General features: G+C 42.6%; 17 protein-coding genes. 9 read left to right on the top strand and 8 right to left on the bottom strand.

What is annotated here, in order from left to right; translation table 11 throughout:
- The first annotated feature begins 143 nt into the window (after positions 1-143).
- Complete coding sequence (locus L2096_RS02060) at positions 144-590, top strand: PaaI family thioesterase (RefSeq protein ID WP_004939612.1); 447 nt, start codon at positions 144-146, stop codon at positions 588-590.
- A gap of 142 nt (positions 591-732) precedes the next feature.
- Here the strand turns inward: L2096_RS02060 and L2096_RS02055 are convergent, their stop codons facing one another.
- Positions 733-984: a hypothetical protein gene (locus tag L2096_RS02055; protein ID WP_004939609.1), complete on the bottom strand. Its 252-nt coding sequence runs from the start codon at positions 982-984 to the stop codon at positions 733-735.
- Positions 985-1,128: 144 nt separating this feature from the next.
- Here L2096_RS02055 and L2096_RS02050 point away from each other — a divergent pair, with 144 nt between their 5' ends.
- Together L2096_RS02050 and L2096_RS02045 are read left to right on the top strand one after the other, a co-directional pair.
- Entirely contained in the window at positions 1,129-1,740 is a 612-nt protein-coding gene (locus tag L2096_RS02050; RefSeq protein WP_004939604.1) for a LexA family protein, read from the top strand.
- Between the two features lie 4 nt (positions 1,741-1,744).
- Entirely contained in the window at positions 1,745-3,037 is a 1,293-nt protein-coding gene (locus L2096_RS02045) for a Y-family DNA polymerase (protein ID WP_119690819.1), read from the top strand.
- 424 nt (positions 3,038-3,461) lie between these two features.
- Here L2096_RS02045 and L2096_RS02040 read toward each other — a convergent pair whose 3' ends face one another.
- A complete protein-coding gene (locus L2096_RS02040; protein WP_250364783.1) occupies positions 3,462-3,635 on the bottom strand; it encodes a hypothetical protein in 174 nt (57 codons plus the stop codon).
- A gap of 48 nt (positions 3,636-3,683) precedes the next feature.
- On the opposite strand from L2096_RS02040, the gene prpF reads away from it, so the two are divergent.
- The gene (gene prpF / locus L2096_RS02035) at positions 3,684-4,865 is read left to right on the top strand and encodes a 2-methylaconitate cis-trans isomerase PrpF (protein WP_250364782.1); all 1,182 of its coding nucleotides are present in this window, start codon (positions 3,684-3,686) and stop codon (positions 4,863-4,865) included.
- A 17-nt stretch (positions 4,866-4,882) separates the two neighbouring features.
- Here prpF and L2096_RS02030 read toward each other — a convergent pair whose 3' ends face one another.
- From L2096_RS02030 to tssH, 6 genes are read right to left on the bottom strand one after another with little or no spacing between them, the layout of a single operon-like run.
- On the bottom strand, positions 4,883-5,845 hold the full coding sequence (locus L2096_RS02030) for a M15 family metallopeptidase (RefSeq protein WP_250364781.1): 963 nt from the start codon (positions 5,843-5,845) through the stop codon (positions 4,883-4,885).
- A gap of 9 nt (positions 5,846-5,854) precedes the next feature.
- Positions 5,855-6,424, bottom strand: a complete 570-nt coding sequence (locus L2096_RS02025; protein WP_250364780.1) for a hypothetical protein — start codon at positions 6,422-6,424, stop codon at positions 5,855-5,857.
- 11 nt (positions 6,425-6,435) lie between these two features.
- Positions 6,436-7,239, bottom strand: a complete 804-nt coding sequence (icmH, locus tag L2096_RS02020) for a type IVB secretion system protein IcmH/DotU (RefSeq protein ID WP_004939586.1) — start codon at positions 7,237-7,239, stop codon at positions 6,436-6,438.
- Positions 7,240-7,250: 11 nt separating this feature from the next.
- Positions 7,251-8,618, bottom strand: coding sequence for a type VI secretion system baseplate subunit TssK (tssK, locus tag L2096_RS02015; protein ID WP_048765789.1), 1,368 nt, complete (start codon positions 8,616-8,618; stop codon positions 7,251-7,253).
- A gap of 16 nt (positions 8,619-8,634) precedes the next feature.
- On the bottom strand, positions 8,635-9,735 hold the full coding sequence (gene tssA / locus L2096_RS02010; RefSeq protein WP_250364779.1) for a type VI secretion system protein TssA: 1,101 nt from the start codon (positions 9,733-9,735) through the stop codon (positions 8,635-8,637).
- Positions 9,736-9,752: 17 nt separating this feature from the next.
- On the bottom strand, positions 9,753-12,416 hold the full coding sequence (gene tssH, locus L2096_RS02005) for a type VI secretion system ATPase TssH (protein ID WP_430383909.1): 2,664 nt from the start codon (positions 12,414-12,416) through the stop codon (positions 9,753-9,755).
- A 389-nt stretch (positions 12,417-12,805) separates the two neighbouring features.
- Here tssH and L2096_RS02000 point away from each other — a divergent pair, with 389 nt between their 5' ends.
- The 5 genes from L2096_RS02000 (at position 12,806) to tssE (ending at position 16,547) form a co-directional block, all read left to right on the top strand.
- Positions 12,806-13,453 carry a hypothetical protein gene (locus tag L2096_RS02000; RefSeq protein WP_004939578.1) on the top strand — a complete coding sequence of 216 codons (648 nt, stop codon included), beginning with the start codon at positions 12,806-12,808 and terminating at the stop codon, positions 13,451-13,453.
- A gap of 21 nt (positions 13,454-13,474) precedes the next feature.
- Positions 13,475-13,978 (top strand): type VI secretion system contractile sheath small subunit, encoded by a 504-nt coding sequence (tssB, locus tag L2096_RS01995; RefSeq protein ID WP_004939573.1) that lies wholly within the window; start codon positions 13,475-13,477, stop codon positions 13,976-13,978.
- Positions 13,971-15,455 (top strand): type VI secretion system contractile sheath large subunit, encoded by a 1,485-nt coding sequence (gene tssC, locus L2096_RS01990; protein ID WP_004939570.1) that lies wholly within the window; start codon positions 13,971-13,973, stop codon positions 15,453-15,455. The genes tssB and tssC overlap by 8 nt, the downstream gene beginning before the upstream one ends.
- 45 nt (positions 15,456-15,500) lie before the next feature.
- The gene (locus L2096_RS01985) at positions 15,501-16,004 is read left to right on the top strand and encodes an Hcp family type VI secretion system effector (protein WP_004939568.1); all 504 of its coding nucleotides are present in this window, start codon (positions 15,501-15,503) and stop codon (positions 16,002-16,004) included.
- Positions 16,005-16,073: 69 nt separating this feature from the next.
- Positions 16,074-16,547: a type VI secretion system baseplate subunit TssE gene (tssE, locus tag L2096_RS01980; RefSeq protein ID WP_250364777.1), complete on the top strand. Its 474-nt coding sequence runs from the start codon at positions 16,074-16,076 to the stop codon at positions 16,545-16,547.
- Positions 16,548-16,549: the final 2 nt, after the last annotated feature.

Here is a 16,549-nt window from a genome sequence, read left to right as displayed (position 1 = left end):
TATAGATTGACTCTGTTGTGATACCGCTGTACGTTTTGTTTAGTTCTTTTTTGGAACTTAAAATTAGGTTTTATATTGATACGGCTGAAAAAATAAATAGATTCGGTTAACTACATGATGAAAGAATTTGCGAGGAAAATAACATGAACCCACATCAAATGACGGGGCTTGAAATGATGCAAGCATTTCAAAAAGGCTTGGTTCCAGCTCCTGGAATTTCAAAAACCATGGGAATGGGTGAGTTGGTCGAAGCCGAGTTTGGCCGAATTGTCATGCGTGCATTAGCTGATGAGCGTCATACCAATCCTTTAGGTGGCGTACATGGCGGATTTGCCGCAACTGTTTTGGATTCTGTCACTGGATGTTCAGCGCATTCGGTTCTGGCTGCTGGAGAAGGCTATGGGACCACCGATCTGGCCATAAAAATGTGCCGTCCAGTACCGTTTAATACGCCGCTCATAGCAGAAGGGAAAGTAATTAATATCGGGAAAAACCTGATTATTTCTGAAGGCTATTTGCGTGATGAAGAAGGAAAACTCTATGCGCATGCCACCGCAACCAATATGATTTTGCGTGCCAAATCAGCCTGAAAACAGCATTAAAATAATATTTAGATGCGTGACATCAATTTATTTTTTAAAAATGAAATAGAAAATTAGACTTTATCTCATCATCCGGTTCGCAAGTGTCGAACAGCAGAACCGGATTATTTGAGCATTTAAAGCTTGAACATTAACAGGCATGGCTAAAATGTGGTGCCAATAACTGTAGTCCACGGGTAATGTCGTGCAAAGACGAGCCATTCATCCAGAAGGATTTCTTTAATATCAAGGTTGTCATAATACTGTCGGCCTGATCTTCATCATTTAGGTTACATACAAGGCCGTAGCGATTTTCTAAAATCTTATTATTTTCAATAAACTGAATATAGTAAGCATGTAAATCCTGTGCATAGCCGAATACTGCATCACGTTGTTTTTTCATTGTTACGCTCCACCAGATATTGTTGATAATTTGATCTGCTCATGGCTATTGTTATGCAAAAGTAAAACGTCGTCAACTTGAATTTGTAACGAATTCAAGATAGATTAATAAAATACGATGAATGGTCAAGCGAGGAGGAGAATGATGGCTGAACAACATAAAAATGAGCACGGCGGTGCACGGGCCAATGCGGGTCGAAAGGCAAAATTTCAGGAACCCACTAAGGTGATTCGTGTGCCTGAGTCGCAAGTGGCATTTATCAAACAATGGCTGCTCGATAATTTAAAAACCAATAACCTGGTCGATTTTAAAACTTCGATCAAGGCACAGGCGATTCAGCCCAATACCGCCAAAATCTATCAGATTCCACTTGCCACTGAGCGTGTTGCGGCAGGTTTTCCGTCGCCAGCACAAGATCATGTCGAACAGGGACTCGATTTAAACGAATATCTGATTCGTAACGAAAGTGCGACGTTTATTGTGAAGGCCAATTCGCTTTCCATGCTCGATGCAGGTATTGATATCGACGATCCACTGATTGTTGACCGTAGCCTTCCTGCAAAATCGGGCGATATTGTGATCGCCATGGTCGACAATGAATTTACGGTCAAACGCTTGATGATCGATCATCATTTTCAGCCTCCAAAAATCTGGCTAAAAGCCGAAAATCCTGACTTTCAAGATATTTATATCGATGAAGGCCAAGAATTGGTGATTTGGGGTGTAGTGACTTACAACCTTAAACGAATGCGATAAGTCCATGAAACAGCGTATTTTTGCGCTCGTCGACGTCAATAATTGTTACGTCAGTTGTGAGCGAGTATTCGACCCCAAATTACATCAACGTCCAGTGGTCGTTTTGTCTAATAACGATGGCTGTGTCGTGTCACGCTCTAAAGAAGCCAAGGCATTGGGCATTAAAATGGCAGTTCCGCTTTTTCAGATTCAGCATTTGATTCGTCGGCATCACGTGGCTGTGCTTTCGAGCAACTATGCACTGTATGCCGAAATGTCCAGACGCTTTATGAATATTCTGGCTAACTTTGTCGGGCCGAACGATCAGGAAATCTATTCCATTGATGAATGTTTTTTGGAGCTGACCGACCATCAACACAGAGAAAACCTCAGTCAATATGCACGCCAGATTTTAAAAACCGTACAGACATGGTTAGGACTACCGTGCTGTATTGGTATTGGTTACTCAAAAACTCAAGCCAAAATGGCCAATCACCTCGCCAAAACCCATGCTGCATTTGATGGTGTCTGTAACATGGTCGATGAAGATCCCTGTGTGATTGAAGATTTGCTGGCACACACCGATGTAGGGGAGGTGTGGGGCGTCGGGCGCAAGCTACAAAAGCGTCTTGAACAAATGCAGATTTGCAGCGTGATGGATTTGGTTGAAGCTGATGATAAGCGACTCGGTCAACATTTTTCAGTGATGCTTGAAAATACAGTCCGTGAGCTTCGAGGGATATCTTGTATTGAACTTGAACATCAAGTGCCCGATAAGCAGCATATTATTAGTAGCCGTAGCTTTGGACAACCTGTTAAGGATTTGCAAAATCTGAGTGAAGCCTTAACGCAGTTTACCCAGCGGGCTGTAGAGCGGCTTTATGCACAGCGCCTGTTATGTAAATCGATCGGTGTTAGTATCCGTACCAACCGCTTTCAAGACGCTGAGTATTTTCATCCCTATACGATTGTCCATTTGAGAGATTACACCGACAATCTGCTGGAAATTAATAAAGCGGTTCAATATGGATTAAAGTGTATCTTTAAAGTAGGGCACAGCTACAAAAAAGCCGGTATTACGCTACTAGATGTAATTCCTCGGCAGCAATATGTACCAGATCTGTTTTTCGATGCACAGAGCACCATTAAAAATCAAAAATTACTGGATATATTGATTCAAATAAACAAAGAGCATGGCAAAGATCGAATTGTTTTGGCTCCTTTGACGAATAAGCAGCCTCGACCTTGGAAAATGAATCAGGCACATAAATCGCCCAGTTATCTTACTCAGTGGGCGGATGTGCTGAGGGTGCAATGATTAAATTTTAAGTATTGGTTTTGGTAAAAATAACCTTGTTTTTTGATTATAATGAAAGAATAAAAGTATATTTTTTCTTTAAATTGAAAAAATTGTCACTAATTTGGCTTTAAATGAAAAAAAATTTAAAAAATGAAATAAAAAAGTGATTTTAAGGGAAACAATCCCACCCTGATTTTCCTACACTATATCTCAAGGGTGTGATAGGGATCGAAAAGAGTAGCATGCACCAAAACGTATAACGTTAGTGTGTACTCACCCAAAAGGTCTCGATTCGGCTTAGGACGCTATAGATCAAGAGTTTATAGGCAAAAGGTTACAGCTTACAAAGCTTTAATTGTTGAAGTTAAACATATTGTTTTCCCTAAACACCCTCAAAATTTTAAAAGAATATAAAACATTATAAAAATCTAACATTCAGCATTTATATACTCTCTTCATCTTCATCTTCATCTTCATCTTCATCTTCATCTTCATCTTCATCTTCATCTTCATCTTCATCTTCATCTTGACGCAAAATAGAACAAATCAGCCCAAATTGATTTTGAACTTTAGTCGCGCAGATCTGATCAGTCACAACCACTGCCAGAAAAATCATTTAAACTCTAAGCATCGAATAAAAATGCGAAATGGATAAAGCAACATCATGAAATTTCCTCCTCAACAAAAAATTGCAGCAACTTATATGCGTGGTGGTACCAGTAAAGGTGTATTTTTTAATTTAAATGATTTGCCTGTTGAAGCTCAGGTTGCAGGAGCCGCTCGCGACCAGCTTTTGCTGCGTGTGATTGGAAGTCCCGATCCCTATGGCAAGCAAATTGACGGCATGGGCGGTGCAACATCAAGTACCAGTAAAACGGTCATTCTCGCCAAAAGTCAACAACCCGAGCATGATGTTGATTATTTGTTTGGACAGGTTTCGATTGACCAACCGTTTATCGACTGGAGCGGTAATTGCGGCAATTTAACCGCAGCAGTGGGTGCCTTTGCGATTCGTCAGGGATTGATTGACTCAGAGCGAGTTCCAGACAACGGGCACTGCACAGTACGCATCTGGCAAAAAAATATTCAAAAAACCATTATTGCCCACGTGCCGATCACACACGGTACGGTACAAGAAACTGGCGATTTTGAACTCGACGGAGTTACTTTTCCCGCCGCAGAAGTTCAGATCGAATTTTTAGATCCTGCCGAAGACGGGGAGGATGGCGGGGCAATGTTTCCAACGGGTCAAGTTGTCGATGATCTAGAAGTGCCTGGAGTTGGAACGTTTAAAGCCACATTCATCAATGCAGGCATTCCGACCATCTTTTTAAATGCAGCAGAACTGGGCTATACAGGTACCGAATTACAAGATCAGATTAATAATGATGTCGCTGCGCTGGCGCGTTTTGAAACCATTCGTGCCCATGGAGCAGTCAAAATGGGGCTTATCAAAGACATTTCAGAAGCAGCATCACGCCAGCACACACCGAAAATTGCGTTTGTTGCGCCGCCGCAGTCCTATCAGGCATCGAGCGGAAAAACGGTTGAGCTATCCGATATCGATTTACTGGTGCGCGCATTATCGATGGGTAAATTGCACCATGCCATGATGGGAACCGCCGCAGTCGCCATTGGTACTGCCGCTGCCGTACCGGGAACGTTGGTACACACAGCTGCTGGTGCCATACCACGTGAAGCGGTTCGATTTGGTCATCCATCGGGTACCTTACGTGTTGGTGCAGAAGCAGTACAAGACACCAGCGGACAATGGCAAGTGAAAAAAGCAATTATGAGTCGTAGCGCCCGTGTTCTGATGGAGGGTTTTGTTTATGTGCCTCAGTAATATGTATCAGGCTTAAACTAACTGTTGCTGTCTGACGCACTGAGTTGGCCTTCGGCAATCAGCTGTTCGGCCATCTCTTTCGTTTTTTTCAAGCCGGGCATTCGATATTCGGTATGCCCGTAATCTTGAATCGATTTCCAGCGGCCTCCCCACGTTAAGCCTACCGACTCTGCAACTTCACCATAAAGCTGATAGCCACGCATGGCCCACGGATCACGCTCCGAAATCACGACTTTGCCGTTACGTTTAAATGCCACATCGGCGGCTAGGCCAAATTGATGATAGCTTTGATAGCCCCGGGCACGCGTGGTATTGGGGTTGCCAGACAAGAAGTTCTGTCGCTCAGGGCTACGGTATCCTTCGAGTAATACCAATTCATAGCCATGGCGCTCTTTCATGATTTTAAACACCATCAACAAACGTTGTTTGTAACGTGGATTCATCTTGTCCCATTTACGATCAACAAACTGGGTATCCATAATCAGACTATGGTGCCCAATGGCTTCGGCCTCCGCTGTGATACTCGGTTCTGCAGGCCGGCTACTGGCATATTGCTGTTCGAGCTGATTGGCCTCAACAATTGCAGCTTCAATCAAGGATTGATCGACTTCAGGTGGAGGCGTGAGCATTTCACCATTTAAGAGCGTATAGATTTGTGGATCGACTTCTTTTAGATATTCGGCCTCAATTTTGCTCGAGCTGACTGGTCGTGTAAAAGCAAACACCAGCACACTACTAAACAATAGTAATCCTGCAATTAAAATCCACCATTGCTGCAAATGCCATTGCGACTGTAATTGCTGCGATGACGATGCTGCATGCATGCGCTGTACCATCGTTTTAGCATGCTGGATTTTATGTTTACTTTGGGGGAGAAGTGTCTGAAGCCATTGTTTCGCTTTAAAGCGCAGCTCATACGACATAAACAGTGTCAATGTCACTGCCACTGCAATAAAACCCAAAATAATCAGAATGATCATAGATGAGACTTAACTCGCCTCTGCAGGTTTTGCTGGCGCAGCAGTTGAAGGCTCGGCTGTAGAATCTGTTGTGGGCTTAGCAGCTGGTACGGCAGCATCATGATTAGTTTTAGGCTCTGCTGTATTGGCTTTTTTGGGTGTCGTTTGAGCCGCAGGTTTAGGAGATGTTGCTGTTTTCGGTGTCGCATGTAGCGATTGATCAAATGGCGAAACACGTTGAACCGGCGGGGCTGCGGGAGTATGCGAAAAAAGTTTGCTGAGCTCACTGTCTTTCGGCTGTGCGATTTCAGTATCGGCTTCATCGCCCGTTGTCGTGGTTACATGCGCGGTTTCTGAACGTGCAGGTGTTTCCACATCCTGACGTAAGCTAGGTGGATTCGGCGTAATTGGAACCACAACCTCGTCGGCTTGTGAATGTGCCGAAGATAAACCCATAGAAGGTTGTAAAACCAGAAAAAATCCCATTAAAGTGACGCCAACGCCGGTCATGAACCCCACAAGACCAAACATAAAAGGTGAAGCTGATTTTTTTTTAGATGTTTGTAATATACGTAATGAAGTCGGTTTTTCTTGTGCCATATCCGTGCCTTTTAAGGTAAGTAAATGGTGATATGTGCTTCTTCAGCAGGCGCGGAAACCACATTCTGATAAGGTGCAAGTGAGCTATTGGCCTGATGCCCCAACATATATTTGAGTCCGCCGAAACTCAAAAGTGCAAAAATCAGTAAAATAATTAAAATCCAAAAAAATGGCAGCTCACCATGAATCATATTTCGAATTTGATCGGGAATAGCCGCAAAAGGTGAGAAGGCTGCCTTTTTACCCTTTAAGTAGTCAATTTCATCTCCAACCCGTGCCACTAAATGATTCAGACTTTCAATCGATTCAATCCGATATTTGCCCTGAAATCCGAGCAATAAACAATAATGAAAGACTTCTAAAGACGCGAGACGCGCTTTGCCTTTACTGCGCAGTTGTTCCAGTATTTCAAAAAATTGATAGCCAGCAAGCTGTGAACCAAAGAGGCTTAATTGTAATGGACTGATCAGCCATGCATTTTGCAAGTGAAAGAAACTTGGATCTTGCTGAGTCACAATCGTTTCATCTATCAGCGCACAAAAAGCATATTTAGCATCGTGGATATCATCGGCTGAAAAATGCAGCTTTTTAGCTTGCTGTTCAAAGCGATTGAGTAAGTCGACAATTTTCTGGCGGAATTCTTGCACATCCGATGGGATATACTGATTTCGAATGAGGAAAACAATATAAAATCCATCATGTAACAAATCGACCAGATTGACACTTTGCTGCTGACTGTATTGATTGGGTGCTGAAAAATCACCGCCGATTTTGCCATCGTCAAATAGTGAAGGGGCACCAGTAGGTTGGCTCATCCAGATTCTCCTTAGGCGTTCATCACAGCAATCAATTCAATGCTAATATCTTGAAAACCCGATGGAACGTATAAACAGATCGATTCGGATTCCAGCATGCGTTGATACAGATCGTGATGTGGTTCAATTTCGAAATAACTTACCCCAGAGCGCACGGGAATAGCGGTCGGCACCTGCATCAGATGATGCAATGGTATGGCAGGTAGGGCTGCCACCACGCGTTGCTCGACATCTACTGTACTGCCCACTTTAAAGCGTAACGGCACGATCTGAACCAGTTCGTGGGTTTGCATCATGCTGCTCGACACTGCAATATACAGCCGTGTATCTCGGGTGATTTTGTCTGATTCAAGACTACCCAACCAGTAAGAAGGACGAATTTCCTTAAGCGCAATACTGATATATCGACTCGAAATAATCGTATCGAGCAAATCGCGTAAAATGACATCCAGCTCTTGAAAACTATGCTGTAATTGATGATGGCGATATGAAGGCAACTGATCGACTTCGTACGCGGTTGAAAACGTCAGTAAAGACCCTGTTAGGCGTAACAACTCAAAGAAAAGCCGCTCTGGATGAATTTGAGGATACTGCAAAAAATGGCTTAATGTGGCATGTGCTGTATTCAGTGCATTGACCAACCAGAACGAGACAATATCGCCAGAGCGAAATTCGATGAGTTTCTGTTCGTTTTCGCGATTGTTGGTCTGAATCGTTTTAATTTTGGCGCGAATGACATTCAGCGTACGTTTTAAATTAGAGGTTAAGGCCTCTGAAGCTTCGATATGGAGTAGCGGTGCAATAAACTTCTGATCCAGTTCGAAAGCGCCAGAGCTATGACGTTTGATGCGTCCAATCGGGAGGTATAAAAAACCCTCTAACTGGCTAATTGGATCTGCGACTGGATCGAGTAAGCGTAATACGGCACGACGTCGCAGTAAGGTGATGTCGGCAGGTTGAGCATCGGTAAACAAGTCATGGGTATGTGCAAGATGCGATGCATAACGCCCCGAATGCTGCTGTTCTTGATCATGACTCATGTTCTTTTTATTGGGCTGAACCACAGGTAGCGTCAGATAAATTGTCATCTCACCACGGAAATTCAGATCATCAAGTAACAAAGGTTCCGGCAATAAATCTGTACTCGGTGCGTGATAAATCTCGCCGTCTTGCCAAATCATTTCAATGTTTTCGAGTGCCAGCACGTGAGTACCGAGTTGTAACTCGTCAAAACGCAGTTGCCGAATACCATATGCAAATGGAATGGTTGACCGAATGGTTTGATTCAGGCGCTGCTCATGATAGCTGTCCTGAATTTGAAAATGCTGTGGACGTAAAAACAATCCTTCGCCCCAGAGGATTTTTTCTGCTTTAAACATATGTTTTTACCCACATTTATTCATATTCATTTTGGGTTTGAACACCCAATGCATCATGTATTTGTTGAAGCGGATGTTCATCCTTAATCACTTGGGCCAGCCATTCGTGTAGCGGCATCTGACTCCATTTAATGGTTTTTTGCAGCATATAACTGACAGGGCTATGCGGTTCATTGGTTTGAAAATAGTCCGAAATTTGCTGTAGTACGCGAATGGCCTGTTCGCGGTTTTCAATATGGCTTTGAGCAACTGGCTGAAACTGTGAGGATACAGGCTGTGCTACAGGGTGGTTAGTTTGCTCTAAAGCGACAAAATCATTGTGGTTTTGATCAGATATGGAGGAGGTTTGGCTTGGCGCAGTATCAAACGTATCGGCCTTATAAATTTTGCGCAGAGTCACATCAATTCCCTCCAGACTCGAATCAATTGCAGCATAGCTTGGCGCATCAAGCCCCATATGTGCATCAAGTACCTGTTTTAAGGTATGCCATTGCTCAAGAATTTCTTTAAATGACTGATAGTTTTGATATTGAAAACTTTTTGAAGTGTTAAACAGGGCTTGCTCAAATACTTCAAGTTCATTTGGTGCATCTGAATCGGAGTATTCATCGCTTTGCTTTCTACGAATATTCTGATGGTAAAGAAAACTTTCGTATTGCAGCAATGCATAATGAGGTGCTGTATTGATCAGAGGTACTTTTTTTACAAGCATTGGAAGCTGATTAATTAATCCCTGTAATAGCCCCAAACGCTGGTCTAAATCCTGATCTTCAATCACCGGATGAATCGAATCCCAGTAACGATCGAGGAGCAGATGACTCAGCTCTACGCCTTTGGCAATACCTTCAAATCCAGCCAGATTTGCCCAGCCTTCAATGAGCCAAGTGAGTAAACGAATATCTTTGGTGTGCTGTTGCAATAAATCTGTCGATGTCTCAATGACCAATTCCCAGTTGGCCTGTTTGGGTGCGGTAACCCAATCTCCCTGATCAAGCAGCAGATCATCTTGTGTTCTGGCCTGCTTGATCCGATGAAATTCATTAGAGAATGAATAATCCTCTCCACATGGCGAGTGTTCAGTAATTGGATTTAGCAATTCTGACAAATTTAGTTGCATAACATTACTCTATAGACTCACGCTTCAGACACTTTAGTCGTTTTGACGACACGTTTTTTACTCGATTTTTTTTCAACAGGATCAAGCTGGTAGACGATTTCATCGTCTTGGGTATCTATTACAATTCGTTTTGGTAGGTTTTGATCGGCCAACGCCATCAAAATATGGGTGGCAAGTGCTGGTAATACACTTGCATTTAAAATGTGATCAACATTACGCGCACCACTATCGACTTCGGTACAACGCATCAAAATGAGTTCAACCACATCATCTGAATACTCCACCTCTGTACTGTACTGGGCCGTCAAACGGTCAACAATTTTATCGAGTTTATGGCGAATAATCTGAATCAGTAACTCATCGTGCAATGGAAAATAGGGCACAATTCGCATACGTCCTAAAAATGCCGGTTTAAAGTGCTGATATAAACTTGGTTTAAGTTGTTCAATCAATTCAATCGCGCTTGGCCATTCCTCGACTGGACGGTTAATACACGTTTTCATGATGCTGCTTGAACCCGCATTTGAGGTCAGAATGAGGGTGGTATTTTTAAAGTCGATTAACCGGCCTTCACCATCCTCAAGCATGCCTTTATCAAACACCTGATAAAACAGCTCTTGAACATCGCTATGGGCTTTTTCAATTTCATCGAGTAATACCACGCTGTACGGATGACGACGCACAGCTTCGGTTAACACGCCACCTTGACCGTAACCGACATAGCCTGGAGGCGCACCTTTTAGAGATGAAACGGTATGTGCTTCTTGGTATTCAGACATATTGATGGTAATCAGGTGTTGTTCACCACCATAAAGCTCATTTGCAAGTGCAAGTGCAGTTTCTGTTTTACCGACACCACTTGGTCCTACCAGTAAAAATACGCCTTGTGGCTTATTGGGATCTTCCAAACGAGCTTTAGAGGTTTTAATTCCCTGCACGAGCTGTTCAAGCGCATAATCTTGTCCCATTACGCGCTGTTCTAATTTATCTTTGAGCGTCAGGATATGTTGAATTTCGTCATGCACCATATTACCTACTGGAATACCGGTCCAGTCGGAAATAATCTGGTTAATCATCTGTGCAGTTACACGTTCAAACACCAATGGCTCATTGCCCTGAAGCTGTTGTAAGCTATTACGCAATGGCAAAAGCTGAGCTGAATAATCCTCTAAATTTTCACTATTTTTTTGAATATCCTGAATTTTTTTAACCAGTTCAAGCTCTTGCTGCCAGCGTGCATGTACGGCTTGGATCTGATGATTTACAGCTTGAATATCCTGATTCAAGCTGTTTAAACGCTGCTCATGTGCCGCAGAGTGGCGATGCTCATGCGTTAATAAATCGTGTTCAAGTTGAAGATTATGCAGCTCGGCCTGTAGCTGATCGAGCATCACCGGCTGTGCATTTTGTGTCAGTGCGACACGCGCTGCGGCGGTATCGAGCACACTGATGGCTTTGTCTGGGAGCTGACGACCGCTGATGTAGCGATGCGAGGCCTGTACGGCTGTCACAATCGCCTCATCGTCGATATGTAAATTAAAATGCTGCTGCATGACTGGAATCATGGCGCGCAGCATGTCAACCGCAACTTCTTCAGACGGTTCTTCAACTTTAATGACCTGAAAGCGACGGCTGAGCGCAGCATCTTTTTCAAAATATTGTTTGTATTCTGCCCACGTGGTTGCTGCGATTGTTCGAAGCTCACCCCGCGCAAGGGCAGGCTTTAAAAGGTTGGCAGCATCATTTTGCCCGGCTTGTCCGCCTGCACCAATCAGGGTATGTGCCTCGTCAATGAACAAAATAATAGGATGCGTCGAAGATTGAACTTCTTGAATCACTTGTTTTAAACGATTTTCAAATTCACCTTTTACACTTGCGCCTGCTTGTAGCAGCCCCATATCCAAGGTATGCAAGTGTACATTGAGTAGGGCACTCGGTACCTGACCCTGTGCAATCTTGAGTGCAAGCCCTTCAACCACCGCGGTTTTTCCCACGCCAGGTTCACCAGTTAAAATCGGATTGTTCTGACGTCTACGCATCAAAATATCCAGCATTAAGCGAATTTCGTTTTCACGGCCAATTACAGGATCAATTGCACCATTTTTAGCTTTATCGGTTAGATTGATGGTGTATAAATCGAGTGCTGGCGTTTTTTGTTTGGTATCTGACGCTTTTGCAGGTGCAGGATTAACGTCTTCGTGATGAATATTTTCTGGGCTGTGTTCACACTCTTCGAGAAACTTATGTTTGAGTAATTCAACTGGAATATCCTCAAAACGTTCCGATGCACGAATCGCAATTTGATAAAGATCGGCTGCTGTTAATAGCGCGACCAATAAATGGCCACTTCGAATAATCGGGGTTTGATCTGCTGATGCAACTAACCAAGCCTGTTCCAATAATCGAACAATTGATTTTGAGAAAATTGGCGTGCGATTATTTCCCTTAGGCAGGGTGTTAAGTGATTGATTTAAATCATTTGAAAGTTCATCTAAATTAATTTTGTATTTATTTAGTAAAATTTTTAAATCGTTATTGCTGCTTTGATTTAAAAGCTCTAAAAACAGGTGTTCGATTTCAATTTCAAAGTTTTGTAACAAAATACATGAGTTTGCTGATTTTTCTAATGCTGTCCGAGAGTTACTCGATAATTTGGTAATTAGAATTTTTAAATTGCTCATCATAAATCTCAGGTCGTTTTATTAATATTTACTAGAATCTTGAATAAGAAAATTCACATCTTCTAAAAAATAAAACACCATTTTTTATGTATAATTTATTGATTTTAAATAAATTATACTTTTTTAGGTGCGTTTTGCTTTTTTATTCTACCGAAAAAAAACATTAATGGGTAGATGAAGTTGATTGTATTAAACTCTCTTGTATTGATTATTGATTGCGTGTTAAATAAAGTTTTAAAATAAATAGACAGATTAGTCTTGACGAGCTTGGTGTGTTTTTTGATAGAATCCGCACGTTCGAATTTTATAAAAATTGATGAGCAGATTTGTGATTGACAAAAAATTGTAATGTCTTTCCCTAAAAAATTTAAATGATTAAGAGGCATATTTTGAGAAAAAGTATTGTATTTTCAGTGATTTTAGTTGGCTTAACATTTTTAAATTCTGCTCATGCAAACGATGAAAATATTAAGCTGAAAAAGAGCTGTATACGTGATTATCCGCAGGCTGCAGGGCAAACAGATCAAGCCCTACTTTCACTTTATGCACAAGTATGTGATAAAAAAAATGCCGATCGTAAAAATGATTTATTGGCTCAGGCTGCGATGCGTTTTCATCAGATTGGACAAAATATGAATGCGCTGTATTTGGTCAATCAACTCAAGCAGCAGAATGTTCGCGGAAATCTCCTCACAGACGTCACTTTCTTATCGAGCGTTGCGATTGCCAATACAAGCTTAAAAGAGATGCGTAACACTGAAATGCGTTTTCTCACTGAAGATACGACTTATCCACCCGCGAAAGAACTTGCTGACGCGATTAAAAGTGCTGTTCCTGCGCCAGATACCTCAAACCTCAAACCCATCACCGATGAATCACTCAGAAATAAAGCACGTGCCCAACGTGTAGCTGCAACGTCCAGCACGAAGCGTTCTACAAAAAGTACGCCTAAACCAAAAGCGTCAAGCCCGGCTCCAGCCAAAGCCGCCGCTCCCGCATCGAAATCAAGTGCAAGTCCATTTGATTCTTTAAAGTAATTTGACACAGGAAAATTGACCATGGCGAAAAGAGAAAGCGTACAAAAGAAGCTTCAACGAATTCGACCACCACGTGTACAACTCACCTATGACGTTGAGATTGGTGATGGCAAAGAAGCAAAAGAGTTGCCATTTGTGGTAGGCGTAATGGGAGATTTTTCTGCGGCGTCAGAAGTTGAAAAAACCAAATTAAAAGATAAAAAATTTATTAACGTTGATTTAGACAATATTGACGATGTGATGCAATCCATGGCACCTCGTGCCGCGTTTGATGTAGGGAATACCTTAACTGAACAAGGCGGACGAATGCATGTGGATTTAACCTTTAATTCGATGGATGACTTTCGCCCAGAGCATGTGGCTCAACAAGTTGAGCCATTACGTAAGCTGGTCGAAGCACGTGAACGTCTGACCGATTTGCGTAATAAAATTTCGAATAATGAGCGACTTGAAGATTTACTCGATGAAGTGCTGAAAAATACTGATCAAGTGCGTAAATTAAGCAATGAGGTGGATCATGAGTAATTCACAACTGGCCAATACAGCGGCAGCAGTCGAGACTCAAAGTACACCTTTGCTCGATTCAATTGTCGAGCAAAGCCGCATTGCTCGTAATGATGAAGAGCATACACGTGCCAAAAGCCTCATTGGTGAATTGGCCAAAGAGGTGATGGCAGGTACCATTACCGTCTCTGAAAACATGACCTTGTCAATTGACAAACGAATTGCAGAGATTGATGCCTTGATTTCCCAGCAGCTTAGCGAAATTATGCATCATGAAAAGTTTCAAAAAATTGAATCGACTTGGCGTGGACTCTACTATTTCTGCCAAGAAACACCGTCAAATCCATTAATCAAAATCCGCATGCTCAATACCACAAAAAAAGAGCTGATCAAGGATTTTCAGGGTGCAACCGATTTCGATCAAAGTACCTTGTTTAAAAAGATTTATGAAGAAGAATATGGCTCTTTTGGGGGTGCACCTTATTCGGCGTTGATTGGTGATTTCGAGTTTGACCGCACGCCATCGGACATGTATCTGCTTGAGCAAATTTCACATGTAGCTGCTGCGGCTCATGCGCCGTTTATCTCGGCTGCCGATCCAAATATGTTTGGATTGGAGTCTTATACAGATATTGATCGTCCTCGTGATGTATCGAAAATTTTTGAAACGGCCGAATATGTACAATGGCGTTCGTTTCGAGACAGTGAAGACGCGCGCTATGTAGCGTTGACGATGCCACGTGTTTTGGGTCGTCTGCCGTATCATCCGAAAGAAGGTACAGCCACTGAAGGCTTTAACTTCGCAGAGGATGTGACAGGTCAAGATCACCACGATTATTTGTGGATGAATGCGGCTTATGCCTTTGGTACTCGACTCACCAATGCGTTTGATTTACACGGCTGGTGTGCCGCGATTCGTGGTGTTGAAGGCGGCGGATTGGTCGAAGGCCTGCCTGTACACACCTTTAAAACGCATGACGGCGAGGTGGCATTTAAATGCCCAACTGAAATTGCGATTACAGACCGTCGTGAAAAAGAGCTGAGCGATTTAGGCTTTATTCCGTTAGTACACTGTAAAAATACCGATTACGCTGCATTTTTTGGTGCGCAATCGACGCAAAAACCGAAAAAGTACGACAGTGATACTGCAAATGCCAATTCCGCATTGTCGAGTCAAATTCAATACATCATGGCCGTATCGCGTATTGCACATTACTTAAAAGCAATGATGCGCGATAAAGTCGGAAGTTTTGCTTCAGCAGGGAACGTAGAAGCCTTCTTGAATGAATGGCTGTCTCAGTATGTATTGCTTGATGATGGAGCTTCACAAGAAGCAAAAGCGCAATACCCACTTCGTGAGGCATCTGTAAAGGTTGTAGAAGATCCGGCACAACCGGGACACTACAAATCGGTGGTCTTTTTAAGACCCCACTTCCAGCTGGATGAGTTGTCAGTTTCTTTAAGACTAGTCACGGAACTTCCGCAGTCCTCAAATTAGAGAACAGCTCATAATAACTTTAAATTACAATAGGATAATTTTGAAATGAAAGATATATACGTTCAATTTCGTGGTAAATACAAGGTGGACGGCGAGTCACGTGATGCTGAGCACAAAGACTGGCTAGAAGTCAATTCATGGGCTCATAACATTCGTCAGCCAAAATCAGCAACTTCAAGTAGCGTCGGTGGTCATACAGCAGAACGTGTTGAACACTCAGACATGCTCTTTGTAAAAGATTTGGATGCAACAAGTCCAAAACTTTGGGAAGCATGTTCAGCGGGTTACACCTTCGACGAAGTACAGATCGACTTTTACCGTGCTAATGGCGACAAACGAATCAAGTACCTGCAGATTAAATTGAAGCATGTCTTGGTATCAAGCGTGACACCAACTGTAAATGAAGAAGGTGTACCGACTGAAACGTTTGGTCTTAAGTACGCAGCAGTAGAGTGGACTTACAACCAGCAAGACATCAATGGTACAGCGAAGGGTGCCGTTACCAAGAAATGGTCGTTGTCTAACAACACCGCGTCTTACGCAGCATAATCCATTAACTTCGAGCTGGATAGAGAACAATTTCGATTGTTCTCTATCTGGTTTTTCATGTTTGAGAAAATGAATCTAGATCACTTATATCCATTTGGATTTCGTTCGACACTGTTTGATCGACTTGCCTCTGAACAAGAAGACTTAAGCGGTTTGTCCGTACAACAATTGCGCGAATCTGTGGCACGTGATTTAGAAGATTTGCTCAACAGCCGCATTGCAAAAATGGACCATGTCATGGATCACTATCCATTGGCTCAAAAATCTATTTTGCAGTTTGGCATTATCGACTTTGTCGGTTTATCGACAGCCAATCCTATGGATCGGGAAAAAATCTGTCAATCGATCGAACAATCGATTGCCGCACATGAGCCTCGCTTAAAGCAGGTCAAGGTCGAGATGTTGCTTGATGGTCATAATATGGGCGCATTGTGTTTGAGTATTCAGGCCTATCTGAATATCCACCCATTATATGAACCAGTGGTATTTGATGCCTTGCTGAAACCAACCACACAACAATATGTAATTTCTGCTCAAAGCTAAGT

This window comes from Acinetobacter sp. ACZLY 512, assembly GCF_023614015.1.
GTDB classification, from domain to species: Bacteria; Pseudomonadota; Gammaproteobacteria; order Pseudomonadales; family Moraxellaceae; genus Acinetobacter; species Acinetobacter soli.
This window is presented reverse-complemented; position numbering and strand designations above follow the sequence as displayed.